The 18,783-nt window shown below is 54.7% G+C and carries 17 protein-coding genes; 3 read left to right on the forward strand and 14 right to left on the reverse strand.

Annotated features, from left to right (window positions below):
* Nucleotides 1-104: 104 nt before the first annotated feature.
* A complete protein-coding gene (locus QW772_06075) occupies nucleotides 105-1,946 on the reverse strand; it encodes a carbon starvation protein A (GenBank protein MEM0038473.1) in 1,842 nt (613 codons plus the stop codon).
* Nucleotides 1,947-1,956: 10 nt separating this feature from the next.
* On the reverse strand, nucleotides 1,957-2,202 hold the full coding sequence (locus QW772_06080) for a hypothetical protein (GenBank protein ID MEM0038474.1): 246 nt from the start codon (nucleotides 2,200-2,202) through the stop codon (nucleotides 1,957-1,959).
* Nucleotides 2,203-2,554: 352 nt separating this feature from the next.
* Here QW772_06080 and QW772_06085 point away from each other — a divergent pair, with 352 nt between their 5' ends.
* On the forward strand, nucleotides 2,555-3,847 hold the full coding sequence (locus tag QW772_06085; GenBank protein MEM0038475.1) for an SLC13 family permease: 1,293 nt from the start codon (nucleotides 2,555-2,557) through the stop codon (nucleotides 3,845-3,847).
* Between the two features lie 37 nt (nucleotides 3,848-3,884).
* Here QW772_06085 and QW772_06090 read toward each other — a convergent pair whose 3' ends face one another.
* The 12 genes from QW772_06090 to QW772_06145 form a co-directional block, all read right to left on the reverse strand.
* Entirely contained in the window at nucleotides 3,885-4,298 is a 414-nt protein-coding gene (locus QW772_06090; protein MEM0038476.1) for a hypothetical protein, read from the reverse strand.
* 77 nt (nucleotides 4,299-4,375) lie between these two features.
* Entirely contained in the window at nucleotides 4,376-5,353 is a 978-nt protein-coding gene (locus QW772_06095; GenBank protein MEM0038477.1) for a biotin-dependent carboxyltransferase family protein, read from the reverse strand.
* Nucleotides 5,346-6,065, reverse strand: coding sequence for a 5-oxoprolinase subunit PxpB (gene pxpB, locus QW772_06100; GenBank protein ID MEM0038478.1), 720 nt, complete (start codon nucleotides 6,063-6,065; stop codon nucleotides 5,346-5,348). The genes QW772_06095 and pxpB overlap by 8 nt, the downstream gene beginning before the upstream one ends.
* A 5-nt stretch (nucleotides 6,066-6,070) precedes the next feature.
* A complete protein-coding gene (locus tag QW772_06105) occupies nucleotides 6,071-6,850 on the reverse strand; it encodes a 5-oxoprolinase subunit PxpA (protein MEM0038479.1) in 780 nt (259 codons plus the stop codon).
* A gap of 54 nt (nucleotides 6,851-6,904) precedes the next feature.
* Nucleotides 6,905-8,455 (reverse strand): sodium:solute symporter family protein, encoded by a 1,551-nt coding sequence (locus QW772_06110; GenBank protein MEM0038480.1) that lies wholly within the window; start codon nucleotides 8,453-8,455, stop codon nucleotides 6,905-6,907.
* Nucleotides 8,448-8,666 (reverse strand): hypothetical protein, encoded by a 219-nt coding sequence (locus QW772_06115; GenBank protein ID MEM0038481.1) that lies wholly within the window; start codon nucleotides 8,664-8,666, stop codon nucleotides 8,448-8,450. The genes QW772_06110 and QW772_06115 overlap by 8 nt, the downstream gene beginning before the upstream one ends.
* Before the next feature lie 105 nt (nucleotides 8,667-8,771).
* Nucleotides 8,772-10,499: a threonine--tRNA ligase gene (thrS, locus tag QW772_06120; protein ID MEM0038482.1), complete on the reverse strand. Its 1,728-nt coding sequence runs from the start codon at nucleotides 10,497-10,499 to the stop codon at nucleotides 8,772-8,774.
* 43 nt (nucleotides 10,500-10,542) lie between these two features.
* A complete protein-coding gene (locus QW772_06125; GenBank protein ID MEM0038483.1) occupies nucleotides 10,543-10,677 on the reverse strand; it encodes a hypothetical protein in 135 nt (44 codons plus the stop codon).
* Nucleotides 10,678-10,703: 26 nt separating this feature from the next.
* A complete protein-coding gene (locus QW772_06130) occupies nucleotides 10,704-12,014 on the reverse strand; it encodes a radical SAM protein (GenBank protein MEM0038484.1) in 1,311 nt (436 codons plus the stop codon).
* A 228-nt stretch (nucleotides 12,015-12,242) separates the two neighbouring features.
* Entirely contained in the window at nucleotides 12,243-13,457 is a 1,215-nt protein-coding gene (locus QW772_06135) for an FtsX-like permease family protein (protein MEM0038485.1), read from the reverse strand.
* Between the two features lie 2 nt (nucleotides 13,458-13,459).
* Nucleotides 13,460-17,059, reverse strand: a complete 3,600-nt coding sequence (locus tag QW772_06140; protein ID MEM0038486.1) for a hypothetical protein — start codon at nucleotides 17,057-17,059, stop codon at nucleotides 13,460-13,462.
* A gap of 221 nt (nucleotides 17,060-17,280) precedes the next feature.
* Nucleotides 17,281-17,652, reverse strand: a complete 372-nt coding sequence (locus QW772_06145; GenBank protein MEM0038487.1) for an iron-sulfur cluster assembly protein — start codon at nucleotides 17,650-17,652, stop codon at nucleotides 17,281-17,283.
* A gap of 132 nt (nucleotides 17,653-17,784) precedes the next feature.
* Between QW772_06145 and QW772_06150 the strand changes: the two genes are divergently transcribed.
* Together QW772_06150 and QW772_06155 are read left to right on the forward strand one after the other, a co-directional pair.
* Nucleotides 17,785-18,210 carry a hypothetical protein gene (locus tag QW772_06150; GenBank protein MEM0038488.1) on the forward strand — a complete coding sequence of 142 codons (426 nt, stop codon included), beginning with the start codon at nucleotides 17,785-17,787 and terminating at the stop codon, nucleotides 18,208-18,210.
* Nucleotides 18,203-18,736 carry a flavin reductase family protein gene (locus tag QW772_06155; GenBank protein ID MEM0038489.1) on the forward strand — a complete coding sequence of 178 codons (534 nt, stop codon included), beginning with the start codon at nucleotides 18,203-18,205 and terminating at the stop codon, nucleotides 18,734-18,736. Before QW772_06150 ends, QW772_06155 begins: the two co-directional genes overlap by 8 nt.
* Nucleotides 18,737-18,783: the final 47 nt, after the last annotated feature.

An 18,783-nucleotide genomic window follows, 5' to 3' on the forward strand; every position in this document is an offset into this window, starting at 1 on the left:
CCTACACCCCCCTTATTCTCGCCACTGCAACTATTAAAACATTGCCCGCTAGCTAAACGGAGTTTGTATGAGGGGTTCGAGTTTAATAAAAAACGTTGAAGGGTTTATTTAGCCCTTCTTAACCCGCTCACGAACAGCCCTATCAGCAGGAAGTCAAGCACTACCGACACAGCCACAATCGTTCCTGCACCAGCTTGGTAGAGTGGCGGTAGGCCGGGAACCACTGCGTAGAGCCACCATATGAGGCCGACTGTGACAGTCACCCACAGGAAGAGTGCCGGGATCATTAAAAGCAGTGAGGTACCCCCTCTAACCTTCTGTATTGCGTAGGCCCACAGCGTGGCAGTGAGTAGGGCAAGGGCGGCGAGCAACTGGTTAGTGCCTGCGAACGCGGGCCATATGATCGAGTACGCGTAGACGGTCGTGACCCTGTTAAGCTCTGGTATGAAGACCTCTATCTTGGGGTAGGCCATGATCGCGCCGAAGACCACCGGTATTATTGAAGCAACCCATCTATTTGTTAACGCCTTATAAGCTGACTCGCTCTTAGGCTTGAGCCAATCGAAGAGCTCTCTCCAAGCGAACCTGGCCAACCTGTTGCTCGTGTCCAGAGTGGTCATCACAAATCCTGAGAGTGCCCACGCAGCGAAAGTCCTGAACGTCAGGAACGCGCTCTCAAACACTCCGGGGCCGAAGATCCTTGACCAAGCCACTGCCTGCTCCAAGCCGTAGCCGACCAGGAATCTATCCGTTCCAGCAAGTCCTGTGATGACTGGGACTGTCGTAGTGTTTATGCCTGCCTTCAGAAGCGCGCTAGATACAGGGAGACCGGTCGCGGAGGCCAGTGATGCGAAGTTCCACGCGAGCGCGATCGGCGTGATCACCGCGAGGGATGAGAGTGCCCCCTCCGTCAACATGCCTCCGTACCCTACAAGCATCGCGTCCAGTTCGTTCGACAACTGCTTAGAGGTCGTGCCGGACCCAACTACCGAGTGGAATCCTGAGAGGGCCCCGCAAGCGATAACCAACGGAACTGTGGGCCAGAAGTAAGCTATGTTTGCCTTGCCGGCTGCAGTGCCCGCTATCGCCCCTATTACAGTGCCGGGGGCTGCGAAGCCTGTGTATATGGGGCCTGTGAAAGTTAGATCCGGTATTATGAACGCACCTATGATCGCAAGACCCACGAAGACCCACAATAGGTACGCGTTTATGTAGTCCCTAGGCTGCAGAAGGTACCAGACAGGCAGGGCTGCAGCCACTATAGCATAGAGTGAGATGACGACCACCCACGCCTCATAGGTTAGGTAGAGCGGGGTGTTCAGTGAGTAGAAGAACGCTACAACCAGGAGTATCAACGCTATCGCCGTCCCAGTCTTAACGCTCACCCCGGTCCTGTAGACCAGTAGCCCGAAGACCAGCGCTATCGGCATGAAGAGAACGGTGATCGTCGCCGCTGTAGGGGTGCCCACAAAGGTTGAGGAAGCCACACTGAAGAACGCCGCCAAAACCAGCACTAGGGCGAACCAGACGTACGCGAGGAATATGTACTTAGCCTTCCTCCCCATCACGTTCTCACTTATGCTCATTATGGACACGCCGCCGTGTCTCACGCTAGCCATAATGGCGAGGTAGTCATGGACCGCGCCTATGAATATGTTTCCGAACAGAACCCATATGAAAGGAAGGCCCCACCCCCACACCATGGCTAAAGCCGGGCCCGTTATAGGTCCTGCCCCAGCTATTGAGGCGAAGTGATGGCCGTAGAGCACATACTTATTAGCTGGCACGTAGTCAATCCCGTCAAACTTCTCGAAGGCTGGCGTCATCCTATCCGGGCTGGCCCCCACAACCTTCTTCTCAAGTATTCTCCTCCCATAGAACAAATACGCTAGGCCATACACCGCCAACACAATAACCAAAACCAATATGACCGGTGAGCCGTCCACCACAACCACCCTAACTCAGCTTCCTCCCGGTCTTAGCTTCAACCAGTTTTTTGAGGTTAGCGGGTACCTCACCAAGCCACAACGCAGGGCCTAAGATAATCAGCAGGAAGCCTGCGGAGATCAGCAAGGCGTCGGCGGCGACCTGACCCTTGATCCCTATCCCCCCGACCGTCAGGCCGACGTAGAGTATCTCATAAGCGAATATTAGGAGGCTTAGAATGGTGATCACCAGACCTAAGACCTCCTTGGCGCCCACTAAAGATGCACCCCGTATAATATTTAGAGTCCCCTCCTTAAAAGCTTTTTATATTAACCTTAGGATGTGGTCCATGATATTTTTACAGTAAAGCAGGGCCGCAACACATCAAACTGATCAGCTCGTTCCCGTGATGAAAAGATGGTAACCCGCTAAACACAGGCATTAACATACTGGGTTAGGGATCAAGCTTCATGAAGACCTTGCATAAATTACGAACTAGATAAGATGCTCACTAAATCGGCAAACACGTAATGAACTGATCTTCAGCTTAAGCACATCTTATGAAAGAGGGTTTAGCTAATCACCACGTGTTTAAATTTCTGCATCATTTTTCTGTGGGTGTGGCGCAATGGATGCGAGGCAACTGATTGCGTTGGGTGTTCTGATTTACTTAGTACTCTCCCTCATCCTCAGGTCCAGGCGTCCTAAGACCCCTGTGTGGGCCCTCATGGCTCTAGCGTCTTCCCTGGTAGTTGTTGGCGGGTTGGTTGAGGTGGATGAGCTGGGTTCCACCATAGATCTGGACGTCATACTGTTTCTCATCGGCATGTTCAGCCTGGTCTCCCTCGCCGAGTCCTCCGGTCTCCTGGCCGCTATCTCGTTATCCCTGATCTCCAGGTTCAGGAGGAGGAGTCACCTGCTCTACGCCGCGTCCCTCCTATTCGGGGTTCTCTCAGCGTTGGCAGTCAACGACACTGTGGCCCTGATGGGGCCGCCCATAGCGTACGTGATTTCAAGAGCTACCTCCATAGACCCTAAGGCGTTGTTCCTTCTCCTAGCGTTCTCCGTGACTATAGGGTCTGCAATGACCCCCATAGGGAATCCTCAGAACGTCCTGATAGCTGTTGAGTCAGGCATCGAGGCGCCTTTCCTAACCTTCGTGAAGGTCCTAGCGCTACCCACGCTGGCGAACTTAATTCTGACCGCATACATCATCAAGAGGGTATACAGGGTTAGCGATGCCCCGGTAGAGCTCACAGCATTGCCTCAGGAAGCTATAAGCAGCAGGAGAGACGCCCTACTGGCTGGGGCAGGACTTGCGGCCGTCATCACAGCGCTCGTGATGAACGACCTCCTCGAGCTCTCCGGCCTCCCACACGTAACTAGCAGGGGCCTCATACCATTTGTAATAGCCGCCGGCCTCTACGTATTCTCAACAAACCCCAGAGGGCTGCTGAAGTCTGTTGACTGGGGTACCGTGATCTTCTTCATAACTATGTTCATAACTATGGATGGTATCTGGCGTAGCGGCGTGCTCCAGCCCCTCTTACTCTACATGGTTCCTACAAGACTCGAAGGTATTCGTAATGTGGTAGCGATAACCGCTACCTCAGTGATCTTGAGTCAGGCCTTAAGTAACGTGCCCTTCGTCAAGCTGTTCATACACTACATGCAGTCCCTCGGGTATGACTCAAGCAACACCATTTCATGGATTACGCTGGCCATGTCGTCAACTATAGCGGGTAACTTAACGCTACTGGGGGCAGCGTCCAACATAATAATCCTGGAGGCTCTGGAGACAAGGCTTCACTACACGATTTCATTCAAAGAATTCACTAAGGTTGGATCCGTAGTCACTTTGGCCAACCTGCTGGTTTATTCAGCGTATTTAACACTACTGCACCTCCTTCCCGTCGCTTAAAGTCGAGTTATACTACAACTATGGCAGTGCTTAATACCTACTCAGGCTTCAACAGCCCGACGCTGATGAGCACCCTCCTGGTTTGAGTGACGAGCCACCTGTCAGGGTTTGATGACCTGCCTAGCGTCAGTAATTCGCTAACCACTCTGCCCTGCTTCTCGTCAAGCAACATTAGCCCGAGCAGGAAGGCCTTCTCCCCAGTAGTTAAGGGCTTGCCGAGCTCGCCGGGGAGTTTCGTGAAAGTGTTGCCCAGGTCGCTTAACCCCCACACGTCATCACCGACGTTAGCCGCTAATGGATTCCACCTTAGTAGAACATCCCTCACCCAAGACCCTCTAGGCCGTAAACTGGGGTATTTCTCACGTAGCTTAACCCCCACCTCCTTGCGTGCCTTAGGGCCCTCCGCTAGAATCCTAGCTACATCCCTACATCTGACATCCAATACGGGCAAGAGATATCATCCCCTCTATTTTCTCTATTACAGAGTTTTTAAAGCCCAACCACCCTACTGAGGGTGGAAGGGTTTCCTCAGCCCCAGTACTCATCGCTCTCCTCAGTCGTTAGGGAAGGCCTCTCCACCTCGTTGAGGTAGTTGGAGGTAAGCCTCTCCGCTTCATCAACACCTACCTCAACGAACCTGACCCTACGCCCTGGCCTAGCCTGCGCTAGGATATCCAGGTCTGGCGGTACTGCATGGAGGGCTACTGCATAACCGCCCGTAGTCTGCGCATCGGACATCAGGATTATGGGCTTCCCGTCCGGCGGTATCTGAACATACCCCCTGTCAGTAGGTATTGATGGCAGTCTACCCAGCCTCGAAGCTGACCCAAGGGAGGGCCCGTCCAGCCTGTACCCCATACGGTCGCTCTCCAGCGTAACCACGTACTCCGACCTAAGAAGCGTGCCCAGGTCCTCCAGTTGATCAGCGTGGATGCCTTTAGTGGCTCTAACGACTATGGTCTCGCCGGTTTTAGGGAGCTTCTCGTCAATGTTTAAAGCCGGCCTTAAGTTATACAACCTAGCCCACAGACCATCCACGTCCACATCAGCGCTTACTAGCGTGTCACCCGTCCTGAGCGGCCTCCCCAAACATCCGAAGCCACCCCTAACGTATGTTGACCTGCTGCCTAACACGCTCTCACACTCTATACCCCCGGCCACAGCTACGTAGTAGACATTACCTCTGTCTGAGGGACGCACTACCAACTCTTTACCTGACTTCAGGTAGACAGGCCTCCAGGGAGGGATCTCGTATTGATCAACGTACACTTTGGGAAGGCCGCCCGTCACGGCGACGATTAGGTCCCCGTCACCCCTCAGCCTAATGGAGCCGATGAGCTCCATCAACGCCGCACCCACCGCATTCCCCACGAGGGCGTTGGCGTAGGAAGCGGACGTGATGTCGAGAGCCCCGGAGATCGGTACCCCGAGGGTCCTGTAGCCGTGTCTGCCGAGGTCCTGCACCGTGGCCACTCCGGCTAGGTAGGTGATGTGGAGGTTAACCACTGTACTCACCCACGTACAGGCCTCTGAGCCTGCTGAACTCCTCCACACTCACGGGCTTGAAGGTCACCACGTCGCCCGGAGCTATAGGTATCGGCGGATCCCTCCTGTAGTCAAACATAATGAGGGGTGTCCTGCCTATCAACCTCCAGCCTCCCGGGCTTTCAAGACCGTACACACCTGTCATCTTACCCGCTATGCCGACGGAGCCCGCTGGTATCTTGACTCTAGGCGTCTCCAGTCTGGGCGCCGCTATTTTAGGATCCACCTCACCTAGGTAGAGGAAGCCCGGCGTGAAGCCCAGCGTGTAGCACGTGTAGCTCCTTGAAGTATGGAGCGCCACAACCTCCTCCTCCCTCAAACCCGCCCAAGAAGCGACTGACTGCAGATCCGGCCCTAACTCACCGCCGTAAGCTACGGGAACCGTGAATCTTCTCGGTCTGTAGACCTCGCTTAACTCGACCTGCCGACTCCACTCCCACAACTCCCTGACCTTCTTGACTAGCTCGCTGCTGGACGTTGACCTCGGGTCGTAGAACAACGCAAGAGACGTCACCCCGGTCACCAACTCCTCAACGAGCCCTGAGAGCTCCCTCTTAAGCGTGTAGTACAGCTTGTGCATAGCCTTAACGCACTCAGGGGTGACGTCCTTGCAGACGTCCACGTGGATTACGTAGCCCCCGCTACTAATGATCCTTACTTCGGAGGACCCCATAACCTCTAAACAACCTCTGACATCGGCTTGATCTCGACGCCGAATTCCCTGAGGCTGGCCTTAACTGATTTGGCGAACTCCACAGCCTTAGGACTGTCGCCGTGGATGCATAGAGTGTGCGCCCTGATTTCCACGGGGCTGCCGTCCAACGCCTGCAGGACCCCCTTATCAATTATGCTTAAGGCCCTCTCCACGGCCTTGCTGACGTCCGATATGAGGGCGCCTGGAGCCCCCCTAGGGGCCAGCCTGCCATCCGGCATGTAACCTCTGTCTATGAACGCCTCGTAAGCCACCTTCAGACCCAACTCCTCAGCAGCCCTAGCCGCCCTCGACCCGTACGGCGCCACCACTATGAGCCCCCTATCGTAGGAGGCCACGGCCTCGGCGATCGCCCTAGCGTAGTCCTCCCTAACCCACGCCATGTTGTAGAGAGCCCCGTGAGCCTTAACGTGCTGAAGCCTGAGTCCCTCAACCCTCAGGAAAGCCTCCAGAGCGCCGAGCTGATAGACTATGTATGCCTTTAAATCATCGAAGTCAACCCCCATCTCCCTTCTCCCGAAACCCATCAGGTCCGGGAAGCCTGGGTGAGCGCCCACAGCAACCCCGAGGGACTTAGCAAGCCTAACAGAACCCCAGATGCTTGCCGGATCCCCTGCGTGGAAGCCACATGCTATGCTGGCTGAGGAGACGTGTTTGAAGAGCTCCCCCTCATCAACTAACCTCCACCTGCCGAACGACTCCCCAGCGTCCGTGTTCAGGTCTATTCTCCTAACCAACGGAAGCACCATAGACAATAATCTAAAGAAAGATTAAAAACTAGAGACTAAAACATGCCTGCTCTACTTCATGTAGAGTAGCCTCATGTACTCCTCGAAAACCTTCTTCTCCCCATCGGCAGTCTTAGTGAACGCGCTGATCAGCAGCGCCAGAACCGTGTTAACGACAAGCCCTATCAGTCCAGCTATGGCGGCGTGGTAGGTGACCGGCATGCCGAAGTACTTTCCGGTCTGCGCTGTGAAGAGGGCGACCGCTATGGAGCCTACGGCGAAGCCCGCCACAGCGCCGTTCCTGTTAATCAGCTTCCTCCTAGGTATTATCATCTGCAGTGTGAGTGGGAGTAGCTGCAGGCCCCCGGCGACCGCTATGGACGTCACGTCAAATATCAGGCCGGGCTTCAGTATGGCGAAGTACCAGCCTATGAGGAGCCACACCAGCATGAGGACCCTGCTTACAGTGACGTACTCGCCCTCCGGCTTACCGGGCCTTACGTACCTCTGATAAATATCCCTAACCAGTATTAGGGAGGTCGAGCCGAGGAAGGAGTCCAGGGTGGACATCGCTGCTGCGGCGGCCCCCGCGAGCAGGAAGCCCGCCAGGGCAGGGTGCAGGAACGTGTATATCATGACGGCCATCACTGCGTCGGAACTCCCATACTTAGCGGTGAGCGCGGATATGAAGCCCTTGTCCAGGACTCCGGGCATGCCGACGGCGTTCACGACTGCGGCGGCAAGCCCTACCAGCGCCGTCGGTATGTAGTAGGAGGAGAGGTACACGGCCGTCCCGAGCGCTGAGGTCTTCAACGCCTTCTCGTCTTTGGCGACGTAATATTTTATCCAGAGGTGCGGTAAGAGCATGAGTCCCGGGGCGTATATCATTATGGCACCCAACATCATGAGGGGGTCCCAGTTCATGGTGAGCAGGGATGGCTTGATGGTCCTGACCTGATTCATCAACTCAGGCACGCCGCCCGGAGCAAGCCTCTGCAGTATCATAACCCCAGCGATTATGACTCCTACGTACATCCACACGCCCTGAAGCACGTCGGTCCAGTACGCCGCCCGGAGCCCGCCTAAGACTAAGTAGAGTGTTGTGACCAGCATTAATATGAGTGAGCCCCACATATATGGTACGTTTCCGCTGCTACCTATGTCCATAATTAGGCCCAGCCCGACGGCCTGAACAACTATGTACGCTATGACGAAGACCGCCATGACCACGGCGACGAGGACTCTCAGCGCTTCACTCCTGTAGAAGTCTGCCAGGGCATCAGCGGGTGATATGTGGCCTCTGGCCTTACCTAACTTCATTAATCTAGTTCCAGCCAAGTACATGAAGACCGCGGCTCCTGTAGTCCAGGCCGAGGAAGCAACCCACCACGTCACTCCAGTAGTCGCGTAGGTAGCCACGCTCGTCAGGAACGCGAATGCGCTGTGATATGTGGCAGCTGTGGCAAGGAATGTGACTATAATGCCTGCACGCCTGCTTAACACATAGAAGTCCTCAAGAGATTTTTTAAGCACCCTGCCGGACAGAAACCCAACGATCACTACGGAAAGGCAGTATATGAAGATTATTGAGAGCGTGATTTGCCATGCCTCCACATCAACCACCCCTCTTCAAGTCGTAGGCCGCGTAGCCAATGAATATCAACAGGGCCGCAACCCACCACAGTATGGAGTATGTGTAGGTAGTGCTGAGCCCTGCTAGAGGCGTCGGGTCAGCGCTGTTAACTAAGAACACACCGAAGGCTAAAGCCCACACAACCAGCACCAGCACAACGAATAAGGATTCGCTTGACCCAGCCCTACTGCTTGAGGGCATATAGGTACCTCAGGTTAATTGACGACATACAAGTTAATAAACACATTCTTATCAACAATAAATGTAGAATCGCTCTTTTTGACGCTGTGCCAGTGAGAACCGCCATCAACTAGTGTCCGAGGATGCGGCTTTCATCTTAAGCAGGTTTAGCAGGGCGTCCTGTTTTAATGCCCTGCCGTTTACCTCCTTCGCAAGGGCCTCTATGAATGTGTTGAGGGGTACATCCCCTGCCTGCAGGTTGCCCCTACCCCTTACTGTGACAGTTCCGCGTTTAGCTTCCCTCTGGCCGACGACGATGACGTACGGTATCGCCTGCTCGTAGGCCATCTTTACCTTCTTCTGCACCGTCTCCTCGCTTAAGTCTTCGTGCACCCTGAACCCTGCACTACGTAGGAGTTCAGCCACCCTCTGAGCGTAGTCTGTGACCTCCCTGGACACGGGGATCACCACGGCTTGCGTCGGGCTGAGCCACGTCGGCAGCCTCCCCTCAAACTCCTCAATCAGTATAGCCATGAACCGCTCTATACTGCCCAGTATGGCTCTGTGAATCATGACGGGCCTCCTCTTGCTACCGTCACTATCGATGTACTCGAGGTTAAACCTCTCTGGGAGGGCGAAGTCCACTTGGATGGTAGTGCATTGCCACCACCTGCCCAGCGAATCCCTGAAGTGCACGTCTATCTTGGGTCCGTAGAAAGCCCCCTCACCCTCCCTGACCTCGTACGGAATTCCTAAATCGTCTAAAGCCTGCCTAAGCGCGGCAGTAGCCTTATCCCAAACCTCCTCCGAACCTATGTACCTCTTAGGCCTCGTGGATAGGTAGATCCTGGTGTTCTCCCTAGCTATGCCGAACAACGCGAGGAGGTTGAAGACCTCCCTCACTATGTTCTTAACCTCATCCCTGACCTGGTCCTCCCTCACGAACGCATGACCGTCATCCTGGGTGAAGCCCCTTACCCTGAGGAGCCCGTAGAGCTCACCTCTCTTCTCCCACCGGTAGACGGTGCCGAATTCAGCCAGCCTGATCGGCAGGTCCCTGTAGCTACGCGTCTTACTCTTAAAGATGAGTATGTGGCCCGGACAGTTCATAGGCTTAACGCCGTACTCCTCACCGTCGACCTCAGCCAAGACCATCTTATCCCTGTAGAGGTCGTAGTGACCGCTCATCCTCCACAGGACGGACTTGTAGACGTGCGGCGTGTAGACCTCACTGTACCCCAGCCTAGAGTTCATCTCCCTAACGAGCCTCATTAACTCCTCCCTAATCACCTGACCCTTAGGGTGGTAAATCACTAAGCCCGGACCCGCCTCATCATAGAATCCGAAGAGCTCCAGCTTCTGTCCTAAGATCCTGTGATCCCTCCTGAGCGCCTCCTCATAGTACTCCAGCCACCTACTGTATTCACCAGCATCGTCGAAGGCAACGCCTATCAACCTAACCAAGCTAACGCCCGGCATCGGGTTGTGTGCAGACACGTTCCGCACCAGGATGGCCTTCACAACGCTTGAGGAGGGCCTCACCTCAGACTCCAGAAACACCTCAATACCGTTTACTGAGTAGGCGGCCCTACGTCCAAGCAGCCTGAGGAGGTCGTCGTCAGCCACACCAACATAGCTTATGCTTGCTTGCGAGGAACTCTCAACCTCCAGAACAGTCCTCTCAATCTTCCTGACTAGATCCTCCCCAGGCCACATCCCGGAGGTAGGTATGAAGTCGCACTTAAACCCGTCCTCAGCAACGCTACATCCAGCAGGCCTCAGCCACGCGACCTCCCTAGAAACCGCGTACTGCAGGATCAGGCCCGCGCGGGCTAGGACCTCGGGCTTCAGCATCACAGTGTTTGGCGTTGCATCACCACCAACCTCTTAACAGCCATCACTTAATAAGCGTGTTAAGCTTAATATAGCCTAAGCCAGCTTCAGAGCAGTGACCCCTATCACTCTCCACCCTAACGACCCTGACTTTAAGGACCCTCCCAACATCGCTGACGTCCGCGTTAGGAACCCTCACCACGGGGCCGTGGGGGAGTGTGTAGGCTATGAGAGTCCCCTCACGCGTTCGACGCCTACAACATTGAGCACAGCCCCAATCAGCTCCGCCTTCCTGAGTTTGTTAAGCCTCCGCACCAGGTAGTAGAGCCCCTTGTTCCAAGTCATCACAGCAGGCCTGCCCTCGGGAAACCCCTCGAATGCGCTGCCCTTAAGCGGTCTGAATCTATATAGCGTGAACTTCTCCACCCCCATCCTGCTGAACCTCCTAACGGCATTCAAGGACATCCTAGCGCTCCCACCAGTCTCTCCGGGCAATCCGTGTATCAGGTATATGTATGGCCCTAAACCATGCCTAACCAGCAGCTCGACCGCCCTGCAGACTTCATTCACCGTCGACGGCCTGCCCAAATTCACGTGGAGCCTTGGATCCCCCGACTCCAGACCTAAGTGGACGCTGGTCCCATTGAGGTGTTTCCCAAGAACCCTCGCTACATCCCCGGTTAGTAGGTTAGGCTTTATGTTCTCAATCATTACATAAGCGTCACCCGAACCCACTTCAGGGATTGAGGTCAATCGAGTTAGTAGCGACTCAATAGCGCTTAGGTTGGGCGGCGGGTTCCTGGGGTCCGTCAGGAGCTCCGGAGCCACCAGTAGGTCCCTCCCGTAGTCTAGGAAGTCAGGCGCTGAGAGGACCACCCTCCTGACCCCCAGCTTAATCAGCTCCCTAACCTCCCTGACCACCAGGTCCTCAGGCCTCGATCTAGCGGGCCCGTAGAGGTTGGGGACGGAGCAGTACCCACAGCCAGGAGGTATCCCCAGCGGGCATGACACACGCTCGTGAAGCGAACCACTTCTACAGGACCCGCAATCCACGCACTTCCTGCCATCCGCCAGCCTAAGCCTAGGTCTGAAGTAGTTGGAGCACCCGCGAACCACCTCCACATAGACTCTGGCACCCCACCAGTACGGATACGCTGCAACCAAGCTCACTGAGGGTGCGTAGCTCCACAAGGGCGGTGAGGGAAGCCAGGGTAGCGTATGCGTGACTCGAGGTTTGCCCCCCTCCATGTACGCTAGGTTGGGCACTTCCTCCGGGGTTGCGTCCCTCACCCCACCAATCAATTCAACAAGCCCCGGCAGCGTGCCCTCAGCCTCTCTAAGCGCTACGTAGTCATACCCAACCTTCAGGAGATCGCCCCAGTCCACCGAAACAGGGCCGCCAGCGACCAGCGTGGTCCTACCTCTCAGCAGGGACGCAACTCTTACTACGGAGTCAATGTCTGAACTCATGCCGGAAACTAAGGTCGCGTCATAGCCGGACACATCAACAGCGCCCCTGAGCACCTCGTCACACACAAACAAATCTGCCCCAACGCCGATCACGTCCCTAGTGACGACCCTAGACCCCCAGACCCGACGCCTAGGCAGTCAACGATAGCGGCTTTCAAAGCACATCACTAATCCACAGAGTGTTCAGAGATAATTAACTGAGGCCTTCCATGGGGCTAGGGTTTGCGCATGCGTTCACCTACATACTGAGGGTCTATACCATGTCCGTTCTAAGGGGCTAGAACGACTTCGTTGTCACTCGTACCTCAGTGCTACGGCTGGAGGTATTTTAGCGGCCCTGAAGGCAGGCAGTATACCGCCCGCTATACCCACCATTATCGTTATCAGAACTGTAGTGATTATGGTGCCCGCAGTTATTTCCGGGTTGGCCACTATCTGTAGGTTGCTGCTTCCGGCAGCTATGCTCAGCCCCCTTGAGGCCAACGCATGCGCCCCGACGACGCCCAGCGTTATCCCTATACTCCCCCCTATTAGTGACATGATAACGGCCTCAGCCAATATCATCGTGACCACCTGCCTGTCCGTGAAGCCAAGCGCCTTCAGAACCCCTATCTCACGCGTTCTCTCAATCACTGAGGTGATCATGGTTGAGGCCGTTCCAGCGACCGCCACTGCGAACGCTGAGAGGGAGGCCGAGAAAACTATGAAGTCTAGGGCTCCCGTGACCGAGGACACAGTCCTAGCTATCTGTTGGAATGCAACTATGGTAACTTTATCTTGGTAGGTGCTCCTCAACCTGCGCGTCAGCGAGTCAACGAGTGAGGGATCCTTAGCTATTATGAATATTCCTGACATGTCCTTGATGTTGAGGAGTGCAGGCCCGCTCCTCACGGGGAGGAAGATGCTTTGGTCGGGGGATACGAATGCGGCCCCGCCAAACTCCTTTAGAATCCCCTTAACCCTGACTGAGACTTTCCTCACATTAACCTTACCGCCGCTCACCACCTCCACTATGTTGAGTGTAATGACGTCACCTACGTCGTAGACTTTAGTGTCTGTAGCGGTCGAATACGCTATCGAATGCCCTACTACACAGTAAGTTAGTTCAGTGTCTGTAGGGAACTCTCCAGACTCCATCTCCAGATTGCCTATAGCTTTAAGTAGAACGGCGGCGTCAACAGCGTACATGAAGACGCTTCTCCTCCCTTCAGCGGTTTGAACGAATCCTTGAGTGGAGTAGAACGGGTCGGCGTCGCTGACCTCATCCAAACCCCTGATGAAGTCGATGTCGGACGCGGACAGCCTGTATTTCTCAGAAGGAAGGATTACGACGGTGTTCTGACCCAACGTCAATATGCTTTGCTCGATGAAGCCCGCGTACCCCCTCACAGTCGAGGTCATCATGACTAACGCTAGAGGACCTATAGCGATGCCTATGATCGTCAGAATCGCTCTAAACCTCTTCTCGGTCAGAACTTTCATGGAGTACCTGAAGATGTCGTTGAGCAAAACTACTCCCTCACCTGAGGGACGGGATGTGTCTTGAGGTACCTGTAGAGGATGAACGCGACGAGGGCCAGAAACACCGCGACGAGGGCTAGTATACCGTACCTCAACGTAGCGTCGACCGCCTGGGGGGCTGTCACCGTTGGCGTGGTGGTTGCGACGGGGGTCACGCCGAACTCCCTAACTAACACCTCCTCCTCATTGTAGGGGTTTCTATAGCTCAACACAAGCTTGACGGTCTCCACGTACGTGCTCAACTTGAGTGAGACCGCGAAACTTGTTTGTGAGGATGGATCCACATCACCGACGAATACCTCACTGCCCTCCACACCCCCGCCGACTAGCCTAGCCACTATCCTCTGAGCCTGAGCATTCCCAACGTTTATCAGAGTGCTTGAGAGCCTGACCTCATTCCCGGTGTAGATCACTTTAACGTCTGTCAGCATGAGCTTTATGTAGGGCTCAATGCTAACGGTGAAGGTCGAGTTCATAACCTGCCTCAAACCGTTCGACGTGGTGTACACCACAGCAGCCATGAACGGAATGTTACCGTAGGTTATGGAGGCAGGGACTTGGGGCGAGGGTAGCGGATTGATGTAGACAGGCATCTTGAGGGTTACCACGTTGCCCGGATCCAGCCTGCTTATGTATATTGGTGTGGTTTTGGGGAGGATGACGTAAGACCCGTATGGGTAGACTGCTAGGTAGACGTTGTAGGCGGGGGCGGTGCCCACGTTGAGAAGTTTAAGGGTCATGTTGGCCTCTCTTGACTCCCTAAAGCTCAGGGAACCCTCACTCCATACCTGAATCAGTATGGGGGAGCCTAACACGCTTACAGGTACCCTGAAACTCTGTGTTCTCAAGTTACCCCAGTGGTCTATGAAGGAGACGTTGAATAACGCGTAGTACGTCCCGGGACCCGCTGAGAGAACATTCAGCGGTAGTGAGAAGTAGATGTAGTCACCCTTACTGAACTGCGTCTGCGTCGGCGTCTGGATGCTCATTGCCTGCGTGTAGTACCTAAGCAGTTCCTGAATCTGAGACCCACCGATCTGCTGAGTCGGTAGTTGAGGTAGTGACGAGACGGCCAGTATCCTTACTCTACTCTCATTATTTATTGAGGACGTGAGGCCCTCAGGCAGTGAAACGTCGGCCACCAACCCTCTGACGGAGGGGTACTCTGAGTTCCTCAGCGTTATGAGGAGGACGTTTCCGTAAGTCCCAGGCTCCGCCGGCCTCCCAGCCCAGGATGCCGTGATTAACTCGAGTCCTTGCAGGACGCCGTTAACGAGTATAGGCACCCTCAGCTCCTCACCAACCCCCACGCCCTCACCACCTGAGTTGACTAGGTAGGTGAGTCTTAATCTAGCCTCGTACGTGCCTGGATTCAACGCACCCACGTTCAACTGGAAGGTCAGCTGAGCGACTTGGTTAGGTTGCACAGGTCCGGGCAGGTATGCTGTGTTCAGGCCCTTACTGGCTGTGAAGCCCTCCGGGAGTGCGAGCTCGCCCAGGATTGACGTCACTGGGTACGGATAACGGTTGATTAACGATATTACGTAGGTGGCGTTCTGCGTGTTGGGGTATGTGGGGTTGTTATTCAACCAAGCAAACCCTATTAAGCTTAGGTTCCCTAGCTCTTTAGGTGGGTACCTACTCACAGGTATTGAGGCGGGGTAATTCATGCTCACCGGGATGTTGGAGCCGTACATCGTCACGTAATAGTTGACGGAGATCGTCAAGTTTAGGCGGTTCCCGCTAAACATAGTCAGGTTAACATATGGGGTCAATCTGCATGAAGTGCCCGGACTCAAGTACGTGGAGCAAACCCCTTCACCGTCCACCACACCAACGGTGTGAGGGGCTGACACTCTAACGTAAACGTAGCTCGCCGCATACCTGCCCAAATTAGTTATCTCCACGTGGAGTGGTTGCATGCCCTCCATCCCGTAGGAGACGGTCGGTGCAGCGGTGCCCCACCACACCTTACTCAAGACTACGTCGGCGCTGTATTCGTCCGGGCTGGAGATTGGGACCTGGAGGTTCAGGTCTACGGTGCGGTAAAGTATTGACGTGCCTGTCCTGCTGGAGTACGTAACCGTGAGCAATGAGTCGTAGAGGCCTGGCCTGGCGTTAGGGCTTATGTCGACAACCATCTGCAGTAGGCATGTAGCTCCGGGTTGAACTCCTGCGAAGCAAGCCCCCCCGATCGACTTCACAGCGACGAATTCCGGGAGCTGAGGGAGGACTTTGAGGACCGTGAGGGGATCCTGCCCCAGGTTGCTTAACCTCACGTTAAGCACTACGTCCTTCGAGGATGGGAGGGCCTCCGCCACACCCCCCTGATAACTCCATTCAACACTGCTTAACCTGAGGACGTCCTCCACAACCACCGCGGCCCTGACAGGTAGTGTGATGTTGAACCAGAACTCGGCACCACGGTATGAGGCAAGCCCCTCTAGACGGAGGCTAGCCAATATGATGTCTGGGCGGTTCGAGACATTAAGTACTATATCGCTGAAGGTCAGTGTGGCGGTATCACCATAACTTAACTGCCGTCCAAGAGGGAGCACCACATACTCCCTCCCGTCCCTCGCTCTGAGACCCTCAGGAAGGTTTAAGATAGCGACCAACGAATTTATCGTTGCCAAATCCTTATTCTGCAGTGTAACGAAGAGCGAGAGAGCTCTTCCCTCAGGGTATGCGACACCATAACTCCAGCCGCTGTCAACCACGACCAGTTTAGGTGCCGCACCCCCGCTAACCCGCACGGCTGAAGCAACTACGACCCTACCGTCGTAAGTGACGCCGTCCTCAGTTCTTGAGGTTACGTTGAGATCGAGGTAGACACTGTAAGAGCCGGGCGTCGCTGACGGAGGTATGTCAACACCCCCGACCTCGAGGACATACGTGCTACCACTAGGCATTGACGGTAGTTGAACCCTAATCTTTTCAGGCTTTAGGGGTTGTTGAAGTGTTATAGTGCCGTACCCTCCCATAATGTCTGAGGGGCCTGGATTCCTGACTCTGATGCTCAAGGCAGCGCCCCGAGTGCCGGGGAACACTTGATCCGACCCCCACCAAGAATCCACAACCTCTAACGAGGTGGCAGGGTAGTGGCTAACTATAATCGGCACCTCGAGCGTCACGTAGTTTATTTCCGAACCGAGTCTGTAGGTTACATCAACCTGCAGGCGGTAGATCCCAGGCCACACGTCGTTTGAGACGTCAACTTGAGTCCTAAGCTGGAAGACCTCCCCAGGGCCGAACCTGTTGACCCATGAACCGTTTGTTGAGAGGGCTGAGACGCAGGAGGACACTCCGGCAGAGAATTTGAAACCCCACGGAAGCCTGAAGCACCCCTGAACCCCAGTAATGTATTCGCTCTCATTATTCCTGAGTTCAAGGACTATACGTACGTTCTTACTGCCTGGATATATTGAGGAGCCGCCCGCCGCGTTGTATTGGGTCGAACTGACGAGAGTGAGGGCGTTTTGACCTCCCATCACGTAGAGGGGTGCCACCAAAGCAAGCACCAGCGAAGCTAACACCATGCTTAAGACGGACAGCGAGAGAGCCTCCTTCCTCAGCTCCACCCCCATCACCTGAGTTAAACTAAGAACGACCGGTTATATACGTTAAATAATAACTGAGAACACTCCTTCGACTCAGGACATGGGCTTGTTTTCTGTGCTTTTAGTGTTCTGGGTGTTTGTCGGGGACCCCGGACCCCTAGGGTCGCGGCAACACGTGTGGGAGGGGGTTAGAGGAAACTACGCCAAAACAACCTAGAACAGAGACAGTAAGACCGGCTGGACCTCCATCTTCATTTCCGTGTCTGCGATGCGGTGCCGTGCATGGCTTCCCAATACTCCATCAAGTCGTACCCGTAGAGGGTCTTGAACGCCTCCCTACCTTCAGGGGTCATTCTGCTCGGATCCCACGGCGGGTTGAAGGTGAGTTCCACCGTGACCTCTCTGACGCCGTCGATGCTTCTTAACGTGTCCTCCACCATAGATACCAGCGAGCTGGCTAACGGGCAGCCGGGGGCTGTCAGAGTCATTAAGACGTAGACATCCCCTGCCTCACTAACTCTCAGGTCATACACGAGTCCTAAGTCCCACACGTTTATAGGTATTTCAGGATCGTATAAGCCCTTCAGAGCGTCGATTGCCCTACCTCTTAAGTCCGAGCTCACGTCAATCACCTACTCACTAAAATATCATTAACAGAGTTAAATAGGTTCTGACCCCCACCTTGAAGGGCAAGACTTTCAGCTGTAAGCAAAAGTTATAAGCATCCACGTCGAAGTGGGAGATGGTATGCTAGGATGCTTAAGGTAGGGGTTTTCGACTTCGCCAGTAAGTATGTGGTACCAGCCATTAAGAAGATGCTTATCGGGATTCTCTACAGGGAGTACGGCTTCACCCAGTTAACTATTTCGAGGATGTTGGGGGTCTCTCAGTCGTCGGTCTCCAAGAACGTCTCTAAGTATAAGCTACTCGCTACGGAGTTGGGGGGTCTCTCAGTTGTTGAGGCGGCTGTGAGGAGGTTGGCGGAGGGGTTGGTGAACGGGGACCTAAGGGTCAAGGATCTTGAGTTAGCTATAGACGTGCTGGCTTTGGAGTTGCTGCGCGAGGGGCATTTATGCAAGTATCACTCACTGATCTCGGAAGATATTAAGCTCGACTCATGTAATCTATGTCGGGAGCTCTTCAGAGCTAATGTGTTGGGAGGTGGTGATGCAAGTGTTTAAGTACGTTACTAGGGTGATGCATCCGAGGCCCGTGAGCATCGTTGTAAGTAGGTCAAGGGATGGGAAGGTTAACGGCTGCGCAGTCGCCTGGTTCATGCCGGTCAACGTCGACCCCTTCATGTTTGCAATCACGTTAAGTCCTAGAAGGCTGACGTACGAATACATTAAGGAGTCGGGGGAGGTAACGCTGAACGTAATACCCTACAGACTTGCTGAGGCAGCCCACCGTGCCGGCAGTGTTTCGGGTAGGGAGGTGGAGGATAAGCTCACGAAATTCGGTTTCGAGTTAGAGCCCTCGGTTAGGGTGGGCGTCCCCCACATTAAGGGGGTTCCAGCATATGCTGAGGGGTTGTTGAGGAATGAACTGCAGTTCAGCGACCGCTCCCTGATGGTGTTCGAGTGCGTCCACGTCCACGTGGACGAGAAGTACTTTAAAGACGGCGCCTTCACAGAAGACACTGAAGTACTGCTTCACGTCGGAGGGAACACGTACGCGAGACCCTGCCGCTATGTCAGGATAGACTGACCGCCACCCTCGAAAAGCCGAAGTAACTTTTTAAACCACGTAGCATC

Origin of the sequence: Zestosphaera sp. (assembly GCA_038727705.1) — an archaeon.
In the GTDB taxonomy this organism is placed as follows: Archaea; Thermoproteota; Thermoprotei_A; order Sulfolobales; family NBVN01; genus Zestomicrobium.